This window comes from Streptomyces sp. SID10853 (genome assembly GCF_010548145.1).
GTDB lineage: Bacteria > Actinomycetota > Actinomycetes > Streptomycetales > Streptomycetaceae > Streptomyces.
The window spans coordinates 1-19,132 of sequence record NZ_JAAGLN010000133.1; the positions used below are offsets into that span (position 1 = coordinate 1).

Genomic DNA, 19,132 nt, shown 5'->3' on the forward strand with positions numbered 1-19,132 from the left:
CCGCGCCGGGCCGCGCCGGGCCTGCCCGGCCGGGTGGGGTGCGGGCCCCGGACGGGCGCCGAGCATGTGCGGGCAGGCCGACGACCCGAGGAGCTCGATGTGCTGGTGGACCCTGATCCGCACGAGACACGCACGTACTGGCCGGAAGCGGTGGTGTTCGATCACGACGGTGTCCTGGTCGACTCCATCGGCCCGGACCTGGAAGCATGCCGACGGCTGTTCGCCGAGTACGGGGTGGACCTGCCCGCCGAGCGCTGGGCGAGGGAGGTGTGCGGCAACACCGGCGGCTACGAGGCGCTGTTCGGGCTGCTGCCCGGTACCCCGGACACCGCGCGGGCGCACGCCCGGTTGCGGGAGCTGTGGCGCGAGCTGCTGGTCCCCGCGAACGTGCCGCTGATGCCGGGCGTGCGCACCCTGCTGGACCGGCTCGCCGAGCGCGGAACCCGGCTGGCGGTGGCGTCCTCCGCAGACCGCTCGTGGGTGACCCGCATGCTCGGCCACCACGGACTGACGGCCTTCTTCGACGTCGTGGTCTGCGGTGACGACGTCGCCCGGGTCAAGCCGGCCCCGGACGTCTACCGCCGGGCCCTGGCCCTGCTGGGCGTGACGCCGGGACGGGCCGTGGCCGTGGAGGACTCACTCACCGGCGTCGCCGCCGCCCGCGCCGCTGGACTGCGCGTGGTGGCGGTGCCGACGCCGTACACCCGCGGCCTCGACCACGGGGCGGCACACACGCTTGTCACCGGTCTCGGCCTGCTCACCGACGACCTGCTGCACCGAACCCTCCAGGAGGGCTCCCATGTCCCTGACGTCCGCTGAACCGCTGTGCCCGAGCCCGCCGGAGGTGGCGGCCGTGCGTGCCCGGCTGGTGGATTACCTGTGCGAGGCCGCGGAGGTCGAGCACTCGTTGTGCCTGCAGTACCTGTACGCCGCGTTCTCGCTGCGCGCCAACCCGCCGGAGGCCGGCCTCGACGATGTGCAGATCGAGACGATCCGCGAGTGGAAGGGCCAGCTGCTGCGCCTGAGCCGGGAGGAGATGCTGCACCTGGGACTGGTGCTCAACCTCCTCGCCGGCGTGGGCGGCGCGCCCTATCTGCAGCGCCCCGCCTTCCCGCAGCCGGAGCGCTACTACCCGCTCGGTCTGGTCTCCGCGCTCACCCCTTTCAACCGGGACACGCTGGAGCGGTTCATCGCCTACGAGATGCCCACGGTGCTGCTCTCCCGGATCAGCGGCCGCCCTGCCGAGCCCGGCGCACCGGACGAGGAACCGCAGATGACGGTCGGCATGCTGTACGAGCGGGTCAGGGAACTGGTGCTGAGCGTGCCGGAGAAGGACCTGTTCATCGGGCCCCCGCACCGGCAGATCGACACGGCGGCGGTCATCGACCCCGACCATTTCTTCGACGACGACGTCCTGGTGGGCTACGGCGTGGAGCCGTTCCCTGTGGACACGCATGCGGCGGCGATGCGGGCCATCGACCTGATCATCGAGCAGGGCGAAGGCGCTGACGAGGACAGCGAGGACTCCCACTACGGGCGGCTGCTGTGCATCCGCGAGCAGTACGACCGTGAGGTCACCGCTGCCACCGCGGCGGGCCGGCCGTTCGATCCGGCCCGCCCGATGCTCGACAACCCGGCTGTGCGGCGCGCGCCGGACGCCCAGGATGTCGGCCTGATCACGGACCCGCTCGCCCGGGAGGCGGCCGAGCTGTTCAACGCCGGCTACGCGCTGATGGTGCTGATGCTGCTGCGGTTCTTCGGCCAGTCCGGAGAGTCACCGCAGGAGCTGCGCGTCCTGCAGTCGGTGGTGTTCTTCCCGCTGATGACGATGTTCGTGCGCCCGCTGGGCGAACTGCTGGGTGAGCTGCCCGCGTCCGCCGGGGATCCTGCGGTGACGGCGGGCCCGCCGTTCGAGTTCGGGCGCGGCATCCAGCTGATTCCCGAACGGGACGTCGCCCAGCGGGTCTTCCTGGAGCGGCTCCGGGATCTCGCGGGCCGCGCACACCGGGTGAGCGGAATGGCCGATGCCGGCGCCGCCCCGGGCCGGGTGGTCCGCCGCCTGAGGTTTCTCGCGGAGAACGTGCAGCGGATGTCCGACCAGTACGCCGTCGACACCGAGGCCGTCGGCTCCCCCGCCCCGTCCGTCCCCACCTCCCGTCCCGTTTCCGCAGAAGGAGTCACCCATGGCGCGTGAACTGATCGTCGAGTACGGAGGCTGGTTCATCGCCCGCCTGGCCACCGACCCGGACCCCACGGATGAGCCGCGTGGCGTCAGCGGGAGCACCTTCGCGCTGGCCGGTGAGCCCGACCTGGACCGGGTGATCGTCCTCAACGACCCGGACCCCGCGGTGCTGCGCAGCCATATGCCGCCGATCGGTGTGTCGGTGACCCGGGCCACCGTCGACGGAGCCGGGATACCGGGGCTGACGGGGGCGAAGGTGGACCTGCTGGGCGATCCGGTCTTCGAGAACCGCAACTTCGTGCTCACCTTCGCGGGACGTGAGCCGATCGTCCCCTTCCACCTGGAGATCACCGGGCCAGGGGCGCGGCTGGAGCGGGTGATGGTGATGTGGGACGAGCATCCCGACGCCGCTGTGCACGAGATTCCACGCACGCAGCTGGAGAAGTTCGGCGGCCGCACGTTCCGCACCGACGCACCGCTGGTCCTGGGCGAAACCGGCGTCAGCGACCCGTACACCAGCCGGGTCGAGCGCCGCGACCTGCTGCGCGCCGACCTCGCGGCGGCGCAGGACCCCGTGCTCAGGGCCGGGATCGAGAAGCGCGTCCGCGAGCTGGAGATCGCCCTCGCCGATCCGGCCGACGAGCGGGTGGTCAACCTGACGGCGCTGGAGGAGTTCCGCTTCCCGCTGACCGGCAAGTCGGTCGCCGAGGGCGATGTCCTGGGCGGCCTGTCCGTGGACCACGACGCGCCGTGGACGGCGGAGTTCTGGATGGGCGGCTGGGACTCGGACCTGATGTGCGCCTACCTCAAGGGCACCCTGACAGTACCGCTGCGCTCCCTATGACGGACCATCAGGCCGATCCGTGGTGGTGCCAGGGCGTCTGCTACCAGGTGTACGTCAGGGCGTTCGCGGACAGCGACGGTGACGGGACCGGCGACCTGCCGGGCCTGATGGGACGGCTGGAGCACATCGCCGGCCTCGGCGTGGACGCGGTGTGGCTGACCCCCTTCCATCCGTCACCGCTGGCCGACGCCGGCTACGACATCACCGACCACACAGCGGTGGCGGCGGAGCTGGGCACCCTGGACGACTGGACGGCACTGGCCGCCCGCGCGCACGAGCTGGGGCTGCGGGTCCTGGTGGACCTGGTGCCCAACCACACGTCGGTGGCACACCCGTGGTTCCGTGCGGTGCTGGCCGCGCCGCCGGGGCCGGACGGGGACGCCGCCCGCGCGAGGTACCTGGTGCGCACGGGAAGGGGGCCGGGCGGTGAACGCCCGCCGAACGACTGGCTGTCCGCGTTCGGCGGCCCGGCGTGGAGCCGGCTTCCGCAGGCTCCGGACGGCCGCACGCTCTGGTACCTGCACCTGCACACCCCGGACCAGCCCGACCTGAACTGGCGTCACCCGCAGGTGCGGGCCGAGTTCGAGCGGGTCCTGCGGTTCTGGACGGCGCGCGGGGCCGACGGGTTCCGTATCGATGTCGCCCACACACTCGTCAAGGCGGATGGCCTGCCGGACGCAGGACCCGGCCAGCACAGCGAGCCCTGGCGCAACCACCTGATGCCCTACCACGACCGCCCCGAACTCCAGGAGTTGTACGCCCGCTGGCGCGAGATCGTCGACGCGGCACCCGGACCGGACGGGCAGCCACCGCAGAGCGGCCGGCTCCTCGTCGGTGAGGCGATCCTCTTCGACCACGAGCGGCTGGCGCGCTATGTACGGCCCGGACGGCTGGGCCAGGTATTCGACTTCGGGTGGACGGAGGCACCCTGGGACGGCGCCGCGATGCGCCTGGTGATCGAACGGTCCACCGCGGCGACGGGTGCCGTGGGAGCGTGGTCCACCTGGACGTCCGCCAGCCACGACACGGTCCGCGCCGCGACCCGGTACGGCGACGGTGACAGTGCGGCCGGGCTGCGCCGGGCTCGCGCCGCGGCTCTGGTCACCCTGGCACTGCCCGGTGCCGCGTACGTCTATCAGGGAGAGGAACTGGGCCTCCCGCAGGCGTGGGTGCCGGAGGACCGGCGTCGCGACCCGGTGTGGCGCGCTTCCGGTGGCGCGGACGAGGGCCGGGACGGCTGCCGGGTGCCGCTGCCGTGGGCCGGTACGCGCACACCGTACGGATTCAGCACGGCCCGAGACCCGCAGCTGTGGTTCCCTCAGCCGGCCGACTGGGCGCCGTACACGGTCTCGTCGCAGGAGGCCGACCCGCGCTCGACGCTCGCCCTGTACCGGGCGGCTCTTCGACTGCGTCGCGCCCACCCGTCCCCCGGCCCTGGCCCGGTGCGGGTCGCCGGCCCCGGCTCCGGGGCGTGGCTCGCCTTCGACCGGGCACCCGGCCTGCGCTGCGTGGTGAACTTCGCGCCGGAACCGTTGCGCCTGGACCCGGCGGACCGAATCCTCTTGTCCAGCGGCCCGTTGGACGCCGGAGCGCTGCCGCAGGACACGGCTGTGTGGCTCACCCCGGCAACGAGGACCGCTCTGTAGGCATTTGGTGACGTAAGCCCGATTAATCCACCCCCCCGCTTTGCTGCTCGACAGCTTGGTGAACAGGCTCCGCGGTGGCTTCCGGGGCGAGCGTCGACGATTCTGGAATGGCGGAAGGGGAAACCGGCCGGCTTCCACAGTCCGGCTCCTTCCGCCCCCTCTCTCACATCAAATTCCAGGAGAAGTCATGAAGACCCTGCGCGCGTTCGGCATCGCCCTTCTCTGCGTCATGGCCTCGGTCGGTGCGGTCGCCGGGACGTCCACCGCCCACACCGGTGGTTCAACGGTCCACGCCGCGGCCGGTACCCAAATGAAGAACGCCGGCACCGACGGCGACAGCGGCTGGGGATAAGCCCAGCGGGCTGACCTGCACTCATTCATGCCACGGGAGTGTCCGCCCGTGGGACCTGGCGGAAAGCGGGAACGGGAAACGGCCTTGCACGGCGCCCGGTATGCAGAGTAGACGCAGAGAAAGGCGCACGACTCCGTGAGCAACGAATTCCAGGAAGCAGTCCGCAGGATCAGCGGCCGGGAAAGAGAAGTGCTGGGGCATCTGGTGCACGGCGATACCTACGGGGAAATCGCCCGGCGCATGAACGTCAGTCCGCATACCGTCGATACCTATCTCCGGCGGATACGCGCGAAGACGGGAGCACGCAGCCGTATGCATCTGCTTCTGCTCGCCCTGTCGGCGGAAGGCTCCTCCGCACACACGCTGGAGGACACCGGTCTGATGGAAGCGCCACGGCTTCCCGGCCGGCCGGAACCGAGTGGCGAGAGCCGGATCTGACCCGATGCCGTTCTGTGCGGCCGGGCCCCCTGAGTGCCGGCCCCGGGCCGGCGCCCTGCCGCCGTTTCACGCCGCTCCGTCGGACCAGCGGTGCGCCACGGGCGGAGTGCGCGCGACGAGAAGCTCCGCCAGCCGGGCACCGGCGTCAGCCGCCCCGCGACCGGACGATGCGCGCAGCGCCGCGACGACTGCGGTGAGGTCCCCGGCGAGCCCGTCGAGGACGTCGGCCACGGCCGGAGCGTTGGCGAGCAGCACTTCGACCCAGCCGAGGATGTCCTCCGGCGTCCGGGAACCCTCACGCGCGCCGGCCTCCGACAGCCGCGAGGCGCCCGGCGGAGCCTCCGCCAGACGTGCCGCGAACAGCGACGCCAGGACCCGGGGCGCGTGCGAGACCAGGGCCACCGCCCGGTCGTGCTCACCGGCGTCCATGAGGACAGGGGTGGCACCGCACGCGGTCACCACGTCGAGAGCTGCGTTGAGCGTCCCGGTGCACGTCTGCGGCAGGGGGCTGAGCACCCACGGCCGGTCCCGGAAGAGGTCGGCCCGTGCAGTGGGCGGCCCGTCGGCCGCGCCCCCGGCCAGCGGGTGTCCCCCGATGTGCCGCCCGGGGTCACATCCCCGTGCGAGGACGTCGGCGAGGGGCGCCGCCTTCACCCCGGCCACGTCCATGGTGTGGCGGGCCAGTTCCCGGCGCTGGCACTCCCGTACCGCCGCGCCGACCCGGCCGGGGGGTACGGCGATGACCGCGATGTCGGCGCTCCCGCACGGCCGTTCGAGCGTGCCCGCCCCCAGTGCGGCAGCCAGGCCCGCGGCCTGCGGGTCCGTGTCGCGCAGGTGCACCCGTACGCCCCCGGCGGTGAGAGCCAGCGCGACGGATGTGCCGATCGGGCCCGCGCCGACGACCAGGGCCGTGCGCAGGGACAGCTGGGGCTGGACGAGCAAGTCGGTCACGGGTGCTCCTCGCTGAGTGCCGGGTGGGCGGCTTCCCGGGCAACGCGCCGGTGCCGGGCGTGAGTGGGCTGACAGCCGGGCGACACGCCGGTGGCGCCCGGTCCGGCCGCGGTCACCGGTAGGTGACGTGGTAGTCCGACCACACACGCAGGGCGTCCTCCGTGAGCTGCCGCGCCGAGTCACCGATGAACGTGAACTGGCCCTGGGCCCGGTACATTTCACCGCTCTCCGTGACCTCATCGCCGGGGCGGGCAACGGTGTGCCGTACGACGGAGGCGGGCAGCGACTCGGCGCCGTCAACCCGCGCCACCGTTCGGTCGCCGCCCTCAGGGGTAAGGCTGAAGAGCCAGCCGGAGGCGGCGATTCCGGTGTCGAGGGCGGTCGGCGGACCGGTGTGGCTCGGCGGCTCGTTCAGGCACACCCGCAGGGCCTCCTCTGCCAGATCGACGCCGTAGACGTAGCGGATGTGGTCTGCGATCCCACCGCCACCGGGCCGGGCGGCGACCTCCAGGAAGGTGAGGCGTCCGTCGGGGCGGACGAAGAGCTCCAGGTGGAAGACGCCGTCGCGCAGCCCCAGCGCGTCCAGGGCGGTGGCCGTGTGGTCCGTCATGCGCGCCAGCATCCGGGGGTCGTCCACACCGATGGAACCCAGCGGGTGGCCGCCTTCCGTAACCACGTCGTAGGGGGCCGCGAGATAGGCGGCCGCGGTGACGAAGAGAACGCGCCCGTCGCGGACCAGACCGTCGACGTGACAGAGGTCTCCGGTGACGAACTCCTCCGCCTCGAACCCCTCCCCGACTCCACCGCGCCGGACGCGCTCGACGAAGCGGCCGGGATCGTCGAACACCTCAACTCCCATGGCGGCGGCCTGACTCCGGGGCTTGAGTACGACCCCGCCGGGCATCAGCCCGGCGATCCGGGCAGCCTCCCCCTCCGTGGTACGGGGGCCTACCGGCACGAAGGCGGGCGTGTCGACGCCCGCGCCGCGCACGGCTTCCTTCATCCGCACCTTGTCGCGCAGCAGCCGTGCGGTGTCCGTGGTCATGCCGGGCAGCCCGAGCCGCCCGCGCAGGCGCGCCGCCGGAAGCACGGACTCCTCCGACAAGCCCACGACGGCGGCAGGAGCACCCAGGGTCGCGGTGAACTCCGCGACCCAGTGGGTCATCTGGTCGAACGCGCCGTCGTAGTTGTCGAGGTCCGCCCGGTCGGGGACCTTCAGCGGCCCCACCGCGGCGAACCGGCCGCGTACGTCGGCGGGCAGGGCAGCGGCGGTGTTCTCGTCGAGCAGCAGGGTCGAGCGGTGTCCGGCTCTCAGCAGCCGGGAATTCCGGGGGGAGAAGCCGATGTGTACCACGTGGGGCGGGGATGGGGTCATGGGAGCTTTCCGGGTGGGGCATGGCGTCCGCCACGGGTTGGCCGGGGCCGTGCACGGGGTCTGGACGGGTTCCGTGAGCATCCCGTCCCCATGCCGCCGTCACATCACCTGTCCGGGTCGGCCTGGCCGGCCAACGGGTGGTGGTGCGGGCGCGATTGAGCCGTAACACGGCGCCTTGGCGGGCGACAGCGGACCGCGCGGCGGGGTGCCTCCGCACCGCCCGCGCCTGCGGCCCCACTCCGTGTCACGCGACCACGTGACTGTCGGGGCGGCGACCCGGGCGGCAGAATGCACGGACGGCCACGATGTCCTGTCGGCGGCTCTGTCCCTTTGCTCCCGTGGCAGTTGCGCGTGCCCGTCGGCGCTCCCCTCCGCACGCCCTGCCCCCGCCGCCTGCAAGATGAGGAGAACTGTGCCCGGACAGCGAGACCTGGGTCGGCCGCTGCAGTCCTTCGTGGAAGAGCTGTCGCTGTGCGTGGCGACCAACGGCGACCTGGGACCGAGCCTGCTGTGGCCGGAAGCCCCGGAAACCCTGCCCGCCCTTCGGCGGATACCACGCCCACCGGGGCTGGGCCCCGGGCCGGCCGAAGCACCGGGCGGACCCGGGCCCGCGGCCCTGGCCTCCGCACTGGGCGATCGGCTGGGACTGCGCGTCGCCCCGCGCTTCCGCTCCCTGGCTCCCGGTTCCGGCTGGACGTACGACGCGTCCGACAGCACCGAGTGCACGGTCACCGTCCTCGAAGGAGCCTGTCGCTGCGACCTGTCACACGCCGACCGGGCCCCGGCACCCGCACCGCACCACGTGCTGGGGATGCGGTTGCGGTCCGGCAGCACGCTGTTCGTGCCCCGGGGGCACACCTGCCGGCTGTCCGAAGTGCACGCCCCGACCCTGCTGCTCGAACTCTTCCTGGCCGGCGAGGTCTACCCGTAGGCCGGATCCCGCCTGCAGGTCCCTCGCTCAGACCTGCGGCGTCGGCGGCGTGCTGAGGTCCGTATCGTCGTCCAGCAGCCCGCCGATGGCCACCGCGACTCCGGCCTGGAACCGGCTGTCCGCCCCCAGCTTCTGCATGATGTCGGCGATGTGCTTACGGGTCGTCCGCAGGGACATCCCGAGCCGCCTGGCGACCGTCTCGTCCTTCAGGCCGGTCGCCAGCAGTTGCAGGATGGTCCTGTCCAAATCCTTCGCCACGGCCTCCAAGCCGTCGTTCGCGGCATCGGAGAAAGGTTTCGCCTGTGACCACACCTGCTCGAACAGCTCGCAGAGGAAGTGCACGACCGACGGTTCCCGTACCACCACGGCGCCGAGGGTGCCGTGATGGTCAGGCAGGAATGCCGCCTTCCGGTCGAAAATGATCATCCGGCCGAAGAGCTGGTGTGCGGTGCGGTATTCGGCGCCCAGGGCGCTCGCCGTGGCCACGTATGCCTGGCTGGGCCCGTTGAAACGCGCGGTGTGGTGGTAGAGCGTACGCATCCGCACTCCGCGTGCCAGCAGCTCGCTGTCCCTCGCCAGCGCGTCCTGAAGCACCTCGGGCGAGCGGGTACCCCCTGGCTGAACGGTAATCATGTCCTCACGGCACTGTTCCGAGGCCCGGTTCAGGGCGGCCCGCACCTGGGACAGCCCCGGTATGGTCTCCAGTTCGGCGGACGCGCCCTGCTTGCCCTCCTCGTAGTCGGAGGCCAGTCGCGCAAACTGGTCGCGGAAGACTCTCAGCCGGTTCTGCTGCTCGGCGATGGTCCGCTCCAGCGGAGCGGTGGCCACGGCCGCGACAAGATGCGGATCGACCGCCCACACCCGGTCGGGGTCCTCCTTGTCCGGCTGCACCAGACCGATCCGGAGGAGGGACTCCAGGGCCTGGTGGACCGTGGCCTCACCGAGACCCGTCTCCGCCGCCACGCGGGGCAGGTCGAGGTGGCGGTGCAAGGCGAACCACCGATAGACGGCCACCTCCTCCGCGTTGAGCGAGTTCCCCGTCGCGAAAACGTTGTCACCGGTCTGCTGCTGTCCCAAAACCGTCCACCCCAGCCGCTGATGTGTGAATGCCCATGCGCACGATGGCCGCTGCCGTCGACCCCGGCCCGCTGCGATGCTGAACAGAAAATGAACCTACGGTGCCGACACCCGTCGAGGCCATCGCCGCAGGTCCCGCCGCACGGTGGTCGAGCGCGCGGCAGGTCACTCCCGTACGCGGCGCGGGGCCGCGGACGCGGGTACATGCAAGGGAAATCTATCGACTGGGCGACGTTTCGTCGATCATGACGCGCCGAGAGGCACCTCAACACCCGCTCGAACAAGCCAACTTGGCGAGAACTCATTGGCGCGCACTCCCACCCGGCCGGGTGAGGTGGGACAGGAGCACGAGCGGCATCGTCCAGAACCTGTCCGCGGTCCTCCCCGTCTCATACCGGAGAACGGGAACCGATCCCATCGGAGCACCCATGAACCCACAGCCGTTGAATCCACAGCCGTCTCACATCGTGCACATCGACTTCGACGTCAGGCAGGAGCGGTTGCTCGGAACGGGGCACCGCCTCACGGCGCTGCTCGACGAGACATCCGTGGCGGCGCTCCCCCGCCACACCCGCGAGCGCTTCGCCCGCATCGGCGCCCTGCACGTCGAACCAGGAACGCCCTACGACGCGTACGACGCCGCCTTCGAGCAGATGACGGGGTACGTCGACGAGTTCTCCGCGGAGCTGGGTCCGCCCAGCGCCGTCGTCGGTCTTTCCGAGGCCGCCGTGATGCCCGCGGCCCGGCTGCGCGAGCACCTTGGGCTGCCCGGCATGCGCCCCCGGGAAGCCGAGCTGATCCGCGACAAGATCCGGATGAAGGAAGCGGTCCGCGCCGCCGGCGTCGACGTCCCCCGCTTCCAGCCGGCCGGACCGGACATGAGCGCGGAACAGGCCGAACGCGCCGTCGCCCTGATGCCCGACGGCATCGTCCTCAAGCCGACATCCCAGTGTGTCTCCGTCGGCGTCCGGGTCTTCCGCGACCCGTCGGAGTTCGTCTCCCACGTGCGCGACGAGGGCATCGGCGCGGACCACGAGATCGAGGAGTTCCTGACCGGCGACCTGTGCCACGTCGACGGTCTGGTCCGGGGAGGGCGGCTTCTGTTCTTCAGCGCGGCGACCTACCTGGCGCCCCTGCACGACGTCCTCAACAAGGGCGGCCTCCCGCTCGGCTCAGTCAGTATCGAAGACCGTGCGCAGCTCGGCGCCATCGAGAAGGTGACGACGACCGTCCTGGACGCGGTGAAGCTCGAAGACGGTGTGTTCCATCTGGAACTCTTCATCCGCCCGGACGGACGGTTGACGTTCCTGGAGATCGCCGGGCGTCCGGCAGGCGGTGGCATCCCCGATGCCATCCGGCACGCCTATGGCATCGACCTGGTGCAGGAGGCCGTCCGGATATGTCTGGGTGAAGCACCGTGTTACGACGGCCCCCGCACCATGCTCGACAGCGGAACCGCTGCGTCCGGCTGGCTGTGGGTCCTGGCACCGGGCGAGGGAGACCTGAAGGCGCTCCGGGTCGAGGGCTCCGACCGGCTGCCCGCCTCCGTCGTCGAGAGCACCGTGCCACGTGCCGGGGATGTCCTGGCCGCCTCCGACGACCGGCTGGCAGGCACGTTCGCGTTCATCGGCGACTCGGCGGAGTCGGTCGCCGCCGACATACAGAAAGTGTGGACAACGTACTCCGTCACCTACGGGCCGCACGACCAGCAGCGCCCCGGCACCTGAACGGCCACACACTGATCGCGGGCATCACTCACGCGGCACAGCCCCTCGCCCCGCACCCGCCGTCCCGGACGGATCGCCGACGGGGACGCCGCTGGGCGCGTGCTCCCGGATCAGCGCGACCAGCCCCGCCGGGTCCACATCGAACACCTGCGCCTCGATGCAGAGGCCCTGCGCCCGCTCGCCCCGGCCGAGGGACGGCGCGAGCCTGCGGTACATCGACCGCGGCCGGCAGAACCGGGGCAGCGCACCGGCCCCCGGCTCGAAGTCCACGACGACATGGGTTCCGGTCCGCCCGCCCTCGGTGACCTCGGCGGCCGCCACACCGGCCACCGCGGTCCACGGCACCGTACGGGTGGGCCAGCTGGGCAGGCGTACCACCAGGCCGTCGGCGTCCGGGGTGAGCCGCAGCGGTCGCACCAGATAGCCGACGAATGTGGCGGTGAAGAAGGCGAGCAGCAGTCCCGCGATCACCATGAGGGTGCCGCCGATCGCTCCGTACGCCCCCGAGACGACCGGCGGGATGGCCAGGACCCAGGCGACGAGCACCACCACCGCCGCCACCGGGACCCACTGGAGCTTCCCCCTGAGCCGCAAGGTCACGTCCGTCCGCCTCCGGTCCGCGCCGCTCTCTGAATTCGTCACACCGAGATTCGTCACACCGAGAGCTTGGGACGCCGATCGCGTTTGCGCCAGGGTTTCGCTGAATTTCGGTCAATGGGGCGATGGAGTCGATGACGCTCAGCGGCGCCGGCCGCCGCGACCGGGTCGGGCCTGAGTTCTCGTCGCGTCACGCCGCGACGTGGGCCCGCCCGGCCGCCGCAAGCCGGCCGGCAACGTGCCGTACGCCTTCTTCCACGGGAAGACTCCCGGCGGGGCGTTCCCCGTGGATCCGGATCCGTTCTCCACGGCGTACGACGTGCCGGCGGGCCGTGATCCGGCCCTGGTGACCGACACCGTCGGCCCGCTGTACATCGAGCACAACCCGACCGGCGCGCAGCTGACCTTCTCCTCGCCGAGTCCGACCTTCACACCTGTCGGCCCCGCTGTGCGAGAAGTGATCACCGGCTGCTGCCGGGCGGGCATGGTGCCCCACGTGCTACTGCGCACCCGGCAGCAGCGTTCCTGGTTCGGCCGGACCCGGCCGTCTGCGGACGGTCGATGACGCAAACTATCCACCCCGACAAGGGACTTCACACCCGACACGCGCTAAGTAGCCATAAACCGTATTTGTATTGAAAAGCAGTGAAGTGCAGCAAATCGGGCAGTCAGCCCTCTGCCGCTTCCGAGTAGACCTGGGAGAGTTCGGGTGCGCCGGCGACCGCCCAGTCGAGGCCGGCCTCGACCACATTGATCTCGCGTCCCGACTCCAGCCGGACCACCGGCGTGCCGCCCGGCAGGACGTCCCAGGCGGCGCCGGGGACGGTCCTGACGATGATGGTCCCGAGATAGAGACCCGCGTCGTTGCCCAGCCAGGGCAACTCCTCGGGATCGTCGCGCCAGTGCGGCGGAAGCTGGTCGAGCGCGGCCAACGAGGCGGGTGAGTCGTCGAGTTGAAGCCCTTCCTGTCCGGCCCTGGCCCGCAGCAACTCGCACTCGGAGAGCAGCTCGCCCACCCCCTGCGGGTCGTTGCGTACCGCCGTGGCGAGTGTCGCCGCGTATTCCGTGCCGTGCCGTCTGCGCCATTGGTCAAGGAAAGGGATATTCACACCACTCAGCCTCGCATTCAGCCGGACAGTCGCACCAACAGGCGCGCGGACCCCCCGGCCTCAGACGTCGAGATCGACGACGACCGGGGCGTGGTCGGACGCGCCCTTCCCCTTGCGCTCCTCGCGGTCCACATAGCTGTCCTTGACGGCCGCCGCGAAGGGTTCGTTGCCGTACACCAGGTCGATACGCATGCCCCTGTTCTTCGGGAACGCGAGCTGGCGGTAGTCCCAGAAAGTGTACGGGCGGTCGTACTTGAGCGGGCGGGGCATCACATCGCTCAGCCCCGTCTCGCGCAGCGCGGCGAGCGCGGCCCGCTCGGCCGGGGTGACATGCGTGGCACCCTCGAACAGCGAGGGGTCCCAGACGTCCTCGTCCACCGGGGCCACGTTGAAGTCCCCGAGGACGGCGAACGGGCGCGCGCCCGCCGCGTCCGTGGCGGCCGCCTCCTTCAGCGCGGCGAGCCACTGGAGCTTGTACGTGTAGTGCGCGTGGTCGACCTCGCGGCCGTTCGGCACGTACACCGACCAGACCCGGACCGGGCCGCAGGTCGCCGAGATGGCCCTCGGCTCCTCGGCGCCCTCGTAGGCGGGGCCGCCGGGCAGGCCCCTGACCACGTCCTCCAGGCCGAGCCTGGAGATCAGTGCCACCCCGTTCCACCGGCCGGTGGCGTGGACCGCCGACTCGTACCCCAGCTCGCGCAGCTCGTCGGCGGGGAACTGCTCGGCGGAGCACTTGGTCTCCTGGACGCACAGCACGTCCGTGCCGGTGCTCTCCAGCCAGGCCAGCACCCTCGGGATACGGGCGGTGATCGAATTGACGTTCCAGGTCGCGATGCGCATGGAACCCAACCTAGCCCTTGGCACCGACAGTCAGAGCTCTGTGGTGTCCCCCGGCATCAGACGGGTGTGGCCGGCGCCGCCCAGGTTGCCGATATGTGTGTCGTACATACCGCGCGCCAGGTCCTTGAGCAGCACGTCATGGATGTCGATGGCACGCTGCGGCCGCACCTCGCGGACGTAGTCGATCACCTCGGAGATCTTGTTCCACGGGGCGTGCACCGGCAGCATCAGCGTCTCGACCGGCTGGTTGGGAACGGTGAAGGCGTCGCCCGGGTGGAAGACCGAACCGTCCACCAGAAAGCCGACGTTGGTGATCCGCGGCAGATCCGGGTGGATCACCGCGTGCAGCTCGCCGTGCACCTGGACGTCGAACCCCGCGGCCTCGAAGGTGTCGCCGTGGCCGACGGTGTGGACCCGGCCGGGGAACCCGGCGGAGAGCTGCTCGGCGACGCTGCGCAGGGTCCAGATGTGGGCGGTCGGGTTCGCCTCCATCCCGGCGCGCAGCCGGTTCTCGTCGAAGTGGTCGGGGTGCTCATGGGTCACGAGAATGGCGTCGGCGCCGAGCGCCGCGTCCGCCTCGCTGAACCCACCGGGGTCGATGACGAGCGTCCGCCCGTCCTTCTGCAGCCGGATACAGGCGTGGGTCTTCTTCGTCAGTTCGATCGTCATACCCACCATCCTGCTACGTTTCGGGAGTGGTCTCCTGCTGGATCACGGTCCGGGCCACATCGAAGGCCGAGTTCGCCGCGGGAACACCGCAGTAGACCGCGGTCTGGAGCAGCACCTCCTTGATCTCCGCCGGGGTGAGTCCGTTGCGCAGAGCCGCACGGACGTGGGAGGCGAGCTCCTGCGGATGCCCGCCGGCGACCAGCGCCGTCAGCGTCACCACACTGCGGGTGCGGCGGTCGAGCCCGTCCCTGGTCCAGATCTCGCCCCAGCTGTAGCGGGTGATCAGCTCCTGGAAGTCCGCGGTGAAGCCGTCGGCGGCGGCCTCCACCCGGTCCACATGGGCGTCGCCCAGGACCTCGCGGCGCACCTTCACGCCCGCGTCGTACGGGTCGGGGCGCCCGGCGGGCACCGCCTCCGGCTGGAGCGCCGCCGGGGCGATCTCGGCGATGGGCGCCACCGGGACCGAGAGACCCGGTACCTGCGGCGGGACCGGTATCGACGGCGATGTGGTCGACGAGGTCGACGCGACGTTGTCCTGCCAGGCCGTGGAGAAGTGCCGTACCAGCAGATCGGTGACGGCCGCGGGCTGCTCGACCGGCGCCAGATGGGAGGCGGCCGGGACCATCGCGAGCCGTGCGTCCGGTATCCCGGCCACCAGCGTCCGGGCGTCGGCGGGCCCGGTCACCCGGTCCTCGGCGCCGACGACGACCAGGGTGGGCACCCCGATCCGGCCGAGCTCGGCGCGGCTGTCGAAGGCGGCGAGCGCCTCGCAGGCCGCGATGTAGCAGCCGGGGTCGGTGGTGCGGACCATCTGCACGGCCCACTCGACGATGGCGGGCTGCGCCGTCGCGAAACCGTGCGTGAACCAGCGCTCGGGCGCGCTGCGCGCCATCGGGTCGAGCCCATTGGTGCGGACGATCACCCCGCGCTGGCGGAACTCGTCCGCCGTACCGAACCGGGGCGAGGCGGCGACCAGGGCGAGCGAGGCGACCCGCTCCGGGTGGCGCAGGGCCAGCTCCATGCCGATAGCGCCGCCGATGGAGCACCCCGCGTACCCGAAACGCTGCACGCCGAGCCCGTCGAGCGTGGCCAGCAGCCGCTCAGCGATCCCGGCGACGGAGGGGACCGGGTGGGCGGGAGCGCCGCCGTGGCCGGGCAGGTCGAAGCGCAGGACGCGCCAGCTCCTGGCCAGTTCGGGTGTCTGCCGGTCCCACATATGCCACGTGGTACCCAGTGAGGGACCCAGGACCAGCACCGGTGCGTCTTCTGGTCCGTCGAAGCGGTATTGGAGGGTGTTCTTCGGTGTCTCGCTCACTCGTCCGACCCTCTCATCTGTCGCGAGATGTCACATCGCCGGGGTGGACCTCCAGGTAAGCGCCCACCGGCGTGTACGCGCGAACCTGCCGTCAGTCTGTCATCCGCACCCGTGCCCTTCCCAATTTCTGCGGGCGAGCGCCGTGGGCTGTCGATCACCGGGCCGGTGTTGAGACGCCGTACAGAGGCCGTTAAGAGCACAGGGCGACACTGACGCTTCACCAGATGCGTCCTTCGGCAGACAGAGGGAGAGACATGTCCGCTGTGCTTGTCCATTCACAGGGCTCCGACAGGCTGTCGGCCGCCGGATTGAGGGCGATGCTCCGGGAACTGGAGCCACGGTCGGTGTCCCTGGTCGACTCCGCGGCCGAGGCCGACGTCGTCGTGTACGCCTCGCACGTGGTGAGCGGCACCGAAATGTGTCTGCTGCGGCACCAGGCCGAGCAGCACAGGGCGAAACTCGTCCTGGTGGTGGCCAAGATACCGGGCATCGGTCTGCACAACCTGGTGACCTGTCGTATCCACGCCGTCCTGAGCCGCGACGAGGCCGACAGCGACACCATCGGCCGTGCCGTGCACGCCGCCCGCAACGGCGAGGGCGTATTCCCTCAGACGCTCCAGGGGTCCCTCGTCGCCCAGCTCGGCCGGCTGGAGGAGGAAGTGCTGCGTCCGGCAGGACAGACCCTGACCGGTCTCAACCCGCGTGACATCGAGGTACTGCGGCTCATATCCGAGGGGCTGGGCACCAGCGAGATCGCCACCAAGCTCGCCTACTCGGAGCGCACCGTCAAGAACGCCGTCCACTCCATCACGGCCCGCCTCGGGGCCCGAAACCGTGCGCAGGCGGTGGCCCAGGCCGTCCGCGAGGGGCTGTTCTGATCGCCGCTCCGACCGCTGTTCCGGCCGCCGCTCCGACCGCTGTTCCGGCCCCTGTTCTGATCTCCACTCCGACCGCTGTTCCGGCCCCTGTTCCGACCGCTGTTCCGACCGCTGTTCCGACTCCTGCCCCGGTCGGTGGGCCCGCCGCGCCCCCTGCCGGGCGCCGTCAACGGCTGCCGAGCAGGCGGCTGCACTCGGCCGCCTCCGGGGCGTCGAGTCCTTCGAAGACCTTCAGCGCCGTCCGCCACGCCTCGGAGGCGCCTGCGGTGTCACCCGCGCCGTCGCGCAGCCGGCCGATCCACACCAGCGTCTGAGCGTGCCGGAAGCTGTCGCCCAGGGACTGGAACACCGAATCGGCCTTGTCCATGAATCGCTGGGCGTCGCGGGTGCTGCCGACAGCGAGCTGGGCCTGGCCCAGTTGCATCATCGCGTCCGCCTCACCACGGGTGTAGCCCGACTTGCGCCAGAAGCCCATCGCCCGCTGCAGTACGTCGATCGCCTTCCCCGGGCTGCCGGTCGCCATCAGGACACGGCCGAGCGCGCTGAGGGCCCAGGCGGCGCCCCAGTGGTCGTCGGTACGTTCGTAGGCGCGGCGGGCCGACTCGAAGGTGTGCAGGGCCTGGGCGGGCCTGCCGGTGCGCAGATACAGGTCGCCCAGCGGCACCAGCACGGTGCCCAACTGCCAGTACTCCCCGAGCTGCTGGAACTCCGCCGCCGCACGGGTGAGCTGCTTGCGGGCCTGCCGGTAACGGCGCAGATCCAGGTGGGCCAGCCCGGACGCGGCCCGGACCTGCGCCAGTCCGGTACGGGATCCCGCCCGGCGCGCGGCGAGAGCGCCCACCCGCAGCGAGAGGAGCCACAGCGACCAGTTCTTGCGTACGTAGAACCAGGTGGTCATCGCTACGGGAATGCGCCAGGCCACGTCGTACTGCCCGCAGCGGAGGGCCAGTTCGCTGGTGGCGACCAGGGAATGCTGACGGGTGGCGAGCCAGCGCGCCGCACCGCGCCGGTCGGTCGGACCTCCGGTGGACCACGGGGTGGGCTGGGCCGGGAAGAAGTCCCTCAGCGGGCGCGGCGCGATCAGGGTGCTGGCCCCGCACACCGCGTGCAGCGTCCAGCGCAGCAGGCGCAGGTGGGCGGCCTCCAGTTCGCCGGTGGTCATCACCTCCGCGGCCAGTTCGCGGGCGAACTCGCCCAGCAGGTCGTGGAAGCGGTAGCGGCCCGAACCCACTTCGGACAGCAGTGTGTTGGCAGTCAGCTCGGCCAGCAGCTCTGCGGCCTGCCGGGGAGAGCGGTTCAGCAGCGCGCCGGCCGCCTGGAGGTCGATGTGGGAGCCCGGGCACAGGCTCAGCAGACAGAACGCCTCCCGTGCCTGGGCGGACAGTTCCTCGATGGAGGCCCGGAAGACGGTGCGCAGGTCGACGCCGATCTCCGGGAGTCCTGAGGAGAGCATGTCGAGACGGTTGCCGCCGTCGCGTACGCGCTCAAGCAGCTCGTGCAGCGGCATCTGGGGGCTGCTCACCACGCGGTTGCCGATCACGGCTACGGCCAGTGGTAACCGGGCGCAGTAGCGGACGAGTTCGTCCGCCGCCGCAGGCTCGGCGCCGGTGCGGCTGAACCCCGCGCAGGCGTCGAGCAGTTTCCTGGCGTCCTCGTGACTCATCGGTCCGAGCAGGAGGGGCCGTCCGGCGTGCCGCACCACGAGGGTGTCCAACCGGCGGCGGCTGGTGATGAGGGTGGCGCAGCCGGGGCCCGACGGCAGCAGCGGCAGCGCCTGCTCGGTACATCGCACATCGTCGAGCACGACCAGCAGCCTGCGGTCCTCAGTGAGGGCGCGGAAGAGCGCGGCGCGGGCGGTGACGGTGTGCGGCATACGGTCGGGGGCGACGTCGAGCGCGACGAGGAAGTCGTACAGCGCCTCGCCTGCGGCCAGCGGTGCTGCGGTCGGGTTGAATCCGCGCATCTCGGCGTGGAGGCAGCCGTCGGGGAACTCCTTGACGGAGCGGTGGGCCCACTCGAGCGCCAGTGTGGTCTTCCCTACGCCGCCGCTGCCGGCCACCACACAGAGCCGTGCTCCGCCGCCGGGCGCGAGGATCTCCCTCAGGGTGGCCAGCGCTCCCTCGCGGCCCACGAACCGCCCGGGCCGCGGCGGCAGATGGCGCATGGCTGATCCCTGGCCGCCCCCGCTGCCCGACGGCGGC

At 71.3% G+C, this 19,132-nt stretch carries 18 protein-coding genes and 1 pseudogene; 10 read left to right on the top strand and 9 right to left on the bottom strand.

Annotation, left to right across the window (positions count from 1 at the left end; genetic code table 11):
- The 6 genes from G3I19_RS22940 to G3I19_RS22965 all read left to right on the top strand — a co-directional run.
- On the top strand, positions 1 to 819 hold an 819-nt coding region (locus tag G3I19_RS22940; protein ID WP_239074697.1), incomplete at its 5' end, for an HAD family phosphatase.
- Positions 800 to 2,194: a ferritin-like domain-containing protein gene (locus G3I19_RS22945; protein WP_164265570.1), complete on the top strand. Its 1,395-nt coding sequence runs from the start codon at positions 800 to 802 to the stop codon at positions 2,192 to 2,194. The genes G3I19_RS22940 and G3I19_RS22945, both read left to right, overlap by 20 nt.
- Positions 2,184 to 3,026 (top strand): hypothetical protein, encoded by an 843-nt coding sequence (locus G3I19_RS22950; protein ID WP_164265571.1) that lies wholly within the window; start codon positions 2,184 to 2,186, stop codon positions 3,024 to 3,026. The genes G3I19_RS22945 and G3I19_RS22950 overlap by 11 nt, the downstream gene beginning before the upstream one ends.
- On the top strand, positions 3,023 to 4,672 hold the full coding sequence (locus G3I19_RS22955; RefSeq protein WP_164265572.1) for an alpha-amylase family glycosyl hydrolase: 1,650 nt from the start codon (positions 3,023 to 3,025) through the stop codon (positions 4,670 to 4,672). The genes G3I19_RS22950 and G3I19_RS22955 overlap by 4 nt, the downstream gene beginning before the upstream one ends.
- Positions 4,673 to 4,859: 187 nt before the next feature.
- Positions 4,860 to 5,024 carry a hypothetical protein gene (locus tag G3I19_RS22960; protein WP_164265573.1) on the top strand — a complete coding sequence of 55 codons (165 nt, stop codon included), beginning with the start codon at positions 4,860 to 4,862 and terminating at the stop codon, positions 5,022 to 5,024.
- A 135-nt stretch (positions 5,025 to 5,159) separates the two neighbouring features.
- On the top strand, positions 5,160 to 5,462 hold the full coding sequence (locus G3I19_RS22965; RefSeq protein WP_164265574.1) for a helix-turn-helix transcriptional regulator: 303 nt from the start codon (positions 5,160 to 5,162) through the stop codon (positions 5,460 to 5,462).
- A 66-nt stretch (positions 5,463 to 5,528) separates the two neighbouring features.
- Here G3I19_RS22965 and G3I19_RS22970 read toward each other — a convergent pair whose 3' ends face one another.
- Together G3I19_RS22970 and G3I19_RS22975 are read right to left on the bottom strand one after the other, a co-directional pair.
- On the bottom strand, positions 5,529 to 6,413 hold the full coding sequence (locus G3I19_RS22970; RefSeq protein ID WP_164265575.1) for a prephenate dehydrogenase/arogenate dehydrogenase family protein: 885 nt from the start codon (positions 6,411 to 6,413) through the stop codon (positions 5,529 to 5,531).
- Between the two features lie 112 nt (positions 6,414 to 6,525).
- Complete coding sequence (locus G3I19_RS22975) at positions 6,526 to 7,788, bottom strand: hypothetical protein (RefSeq protein ID WP_164265576.1); 1,263 nt, start codon at positions 7,786 to 7,788, stop codon at positions 6,526 to 6,528.
- 412 nt (positions 7,789 to 8,200) lie between these two features.
- Between G3I19_RS22975 and G3I19_RS22980 the strand changes: the two genes are divergently transcribed.
- The gene (locus G3I19_RS22980) at positions 8,201 to 8,719 is read left to right on the top strand and encodes a hypothetical protein (protein WP_164265577.1); all 519 of its coding nucleotides are present in this window, start codon (positions 8,201 to 8,203) and stop codon (positions 8,717 to 8,719) included.
- Positions 8,720 to 8,746: 27 nt separating this feature from the next.
- On the opposite strand, the gene G3I19_RS22985 is transcribed toward G3I19_RS22980, so the two are convergent.
- Complete coding sequence (locus tag G3I19_RS22985; RefSeq protein ID WP_164265578.1) at positions 8,747 to 9,796, bottom strand: LuxR C-terminal-related transcriptional regulator; 1,050 nt, start codon at positions 9,794 to 9,796, stop codon at positions 8,747 to 8,749.
- Between the two features lie 428 nt (positions 9,797 to 10,224).
- Here G3I19_RS22985 and G3I19_RS22990 point away from each other — a divergent pair, with 428 nt between their 5' ends.
- Positions 10,225 to 11,523: an ATP-grasp domain-containing protein gene (locus tag G3I19_RS22990; protein ID WP_164265579.1), complete on the top strand. Its 1,299-nt coding sequence runs from the start codon at positions 10,225 to 10,227 to the stop codon at positions 11,521 to 11,523.
- 24 nt (positions 11,524 to 11,547) lie between these two features.
- Here G3I19_RS22990 and G3I19_RS22995 read toward each other — a convergent pair whose 3' ends face one another.
- Positions 11,548 to 12,165: a hypothetical protein gene (locus G3I19_RS22995; protein WP_164265580.1), complete on the bottom strand. Its 618-nt coding sequence runs from the start codon at positions 12,163 to 12,165 to the stop codon at positions 11,548 to 11,550.
- 136 nt (positions 12,166 to 12,301) lie between these two features.
- On the opposite strand from G3I19_RS22995, the pseudogene G3I19_RS23000 reads away from it, so the two are divergent.
- A pseudogene (locus G3I19_RS23000) lies at positions 12,302 to 12,581 on the top strand (acyl esterase); the annotation flags it as partial.
- A 207-nt stretch (positions 12,582 to 12,788) separates the two neighbouring features.
- Here the strand turns inward: G3I19_RS23000 and G3I19_RS23005 are convergent.
- The 4 genes from G3I19_RS23005 to pcaC are packed head-to-tail and all read right to left on the bottom strand — an operon-like array spanning position 12,789 to position 16,053.
- Positions 12,789 to 13,229, bottom strand: coding sequence for a DUF6278 family protein (locus tag G3I19_RS23005; protein WP_164265581.1), 441 nt, complete (start codon positions 13,227 to 13,229; stop codon positions 12,789 to 12,791).
- A gap of 60 nt (positions 13,230 to 13,289) precedes the next feature.
- A complete protein-coding gene (locus G3I19_RS23010) occupies positions 13,290 to 14,069 on the bottom strand; it encodes an exodeoxyribonuclease III (RefSeq protein WP_164265582.1) in 780 nt (259 codons plus the stop codon).
- A gap of 30 nt (positions 14,070 to 14,099) precedes the next feature.
- The gene (locus G3I19_RS23015; protein ID WP_164265583.1) at positions 14,100 to 14,747 is read right to left on the bottom strand and encodes an MBL fold metallo-hydrolase; all 648 of its coding nucleotides are present in this window, start codon (positions 14,745 to 14,747) and stop codon (positions 14,100 to 14,102) included.
- Positions 14,748 to 14,751: 4 nt separating this feature from the next.
- Positions 14,752 to 16,053, bottom strand: coding sequence for a 4-carboxymuconolactone decarboxylase (gene pcaC, locus G3I19_RS23020; protein ID WP_164265584.1), 1,302 nt, complete (start codon positions 16,051 to 16,053; stop codon positions 14,752 to 14,754).
- A 254-nt stretch (positions 16,054 to 16,307) separates the two neighbouring features.
- Between pcaC and G3I19_RS23025 the strand changes: the two genes are divergently transcribed.
- On the top strand, positions 16,308 to 16,931 hold the full coding sequence (locus G3I19_RS23025) for a response regulator transcription factor (protein WP_164265585.1): 624 nt from the start codon (positions 16,308 to 16,310) through the stop codon (positions 16,929 to 16,931).
- Between the two features lie 166 nt (positions 16,932 to 17,097).
- On the opposite strand, the gene G3I19_RS23030 is transcribed toward G3I19_RS23025, so the two are convergent.
- On the bottom strand, positions 17,098 to 19,132 hold a 2,035-nt coding region (locus tag G3I19_RS23030), incomplete at its 5' end, for a tetratricopeptide repeat protein (protein ID WP_203599975.1).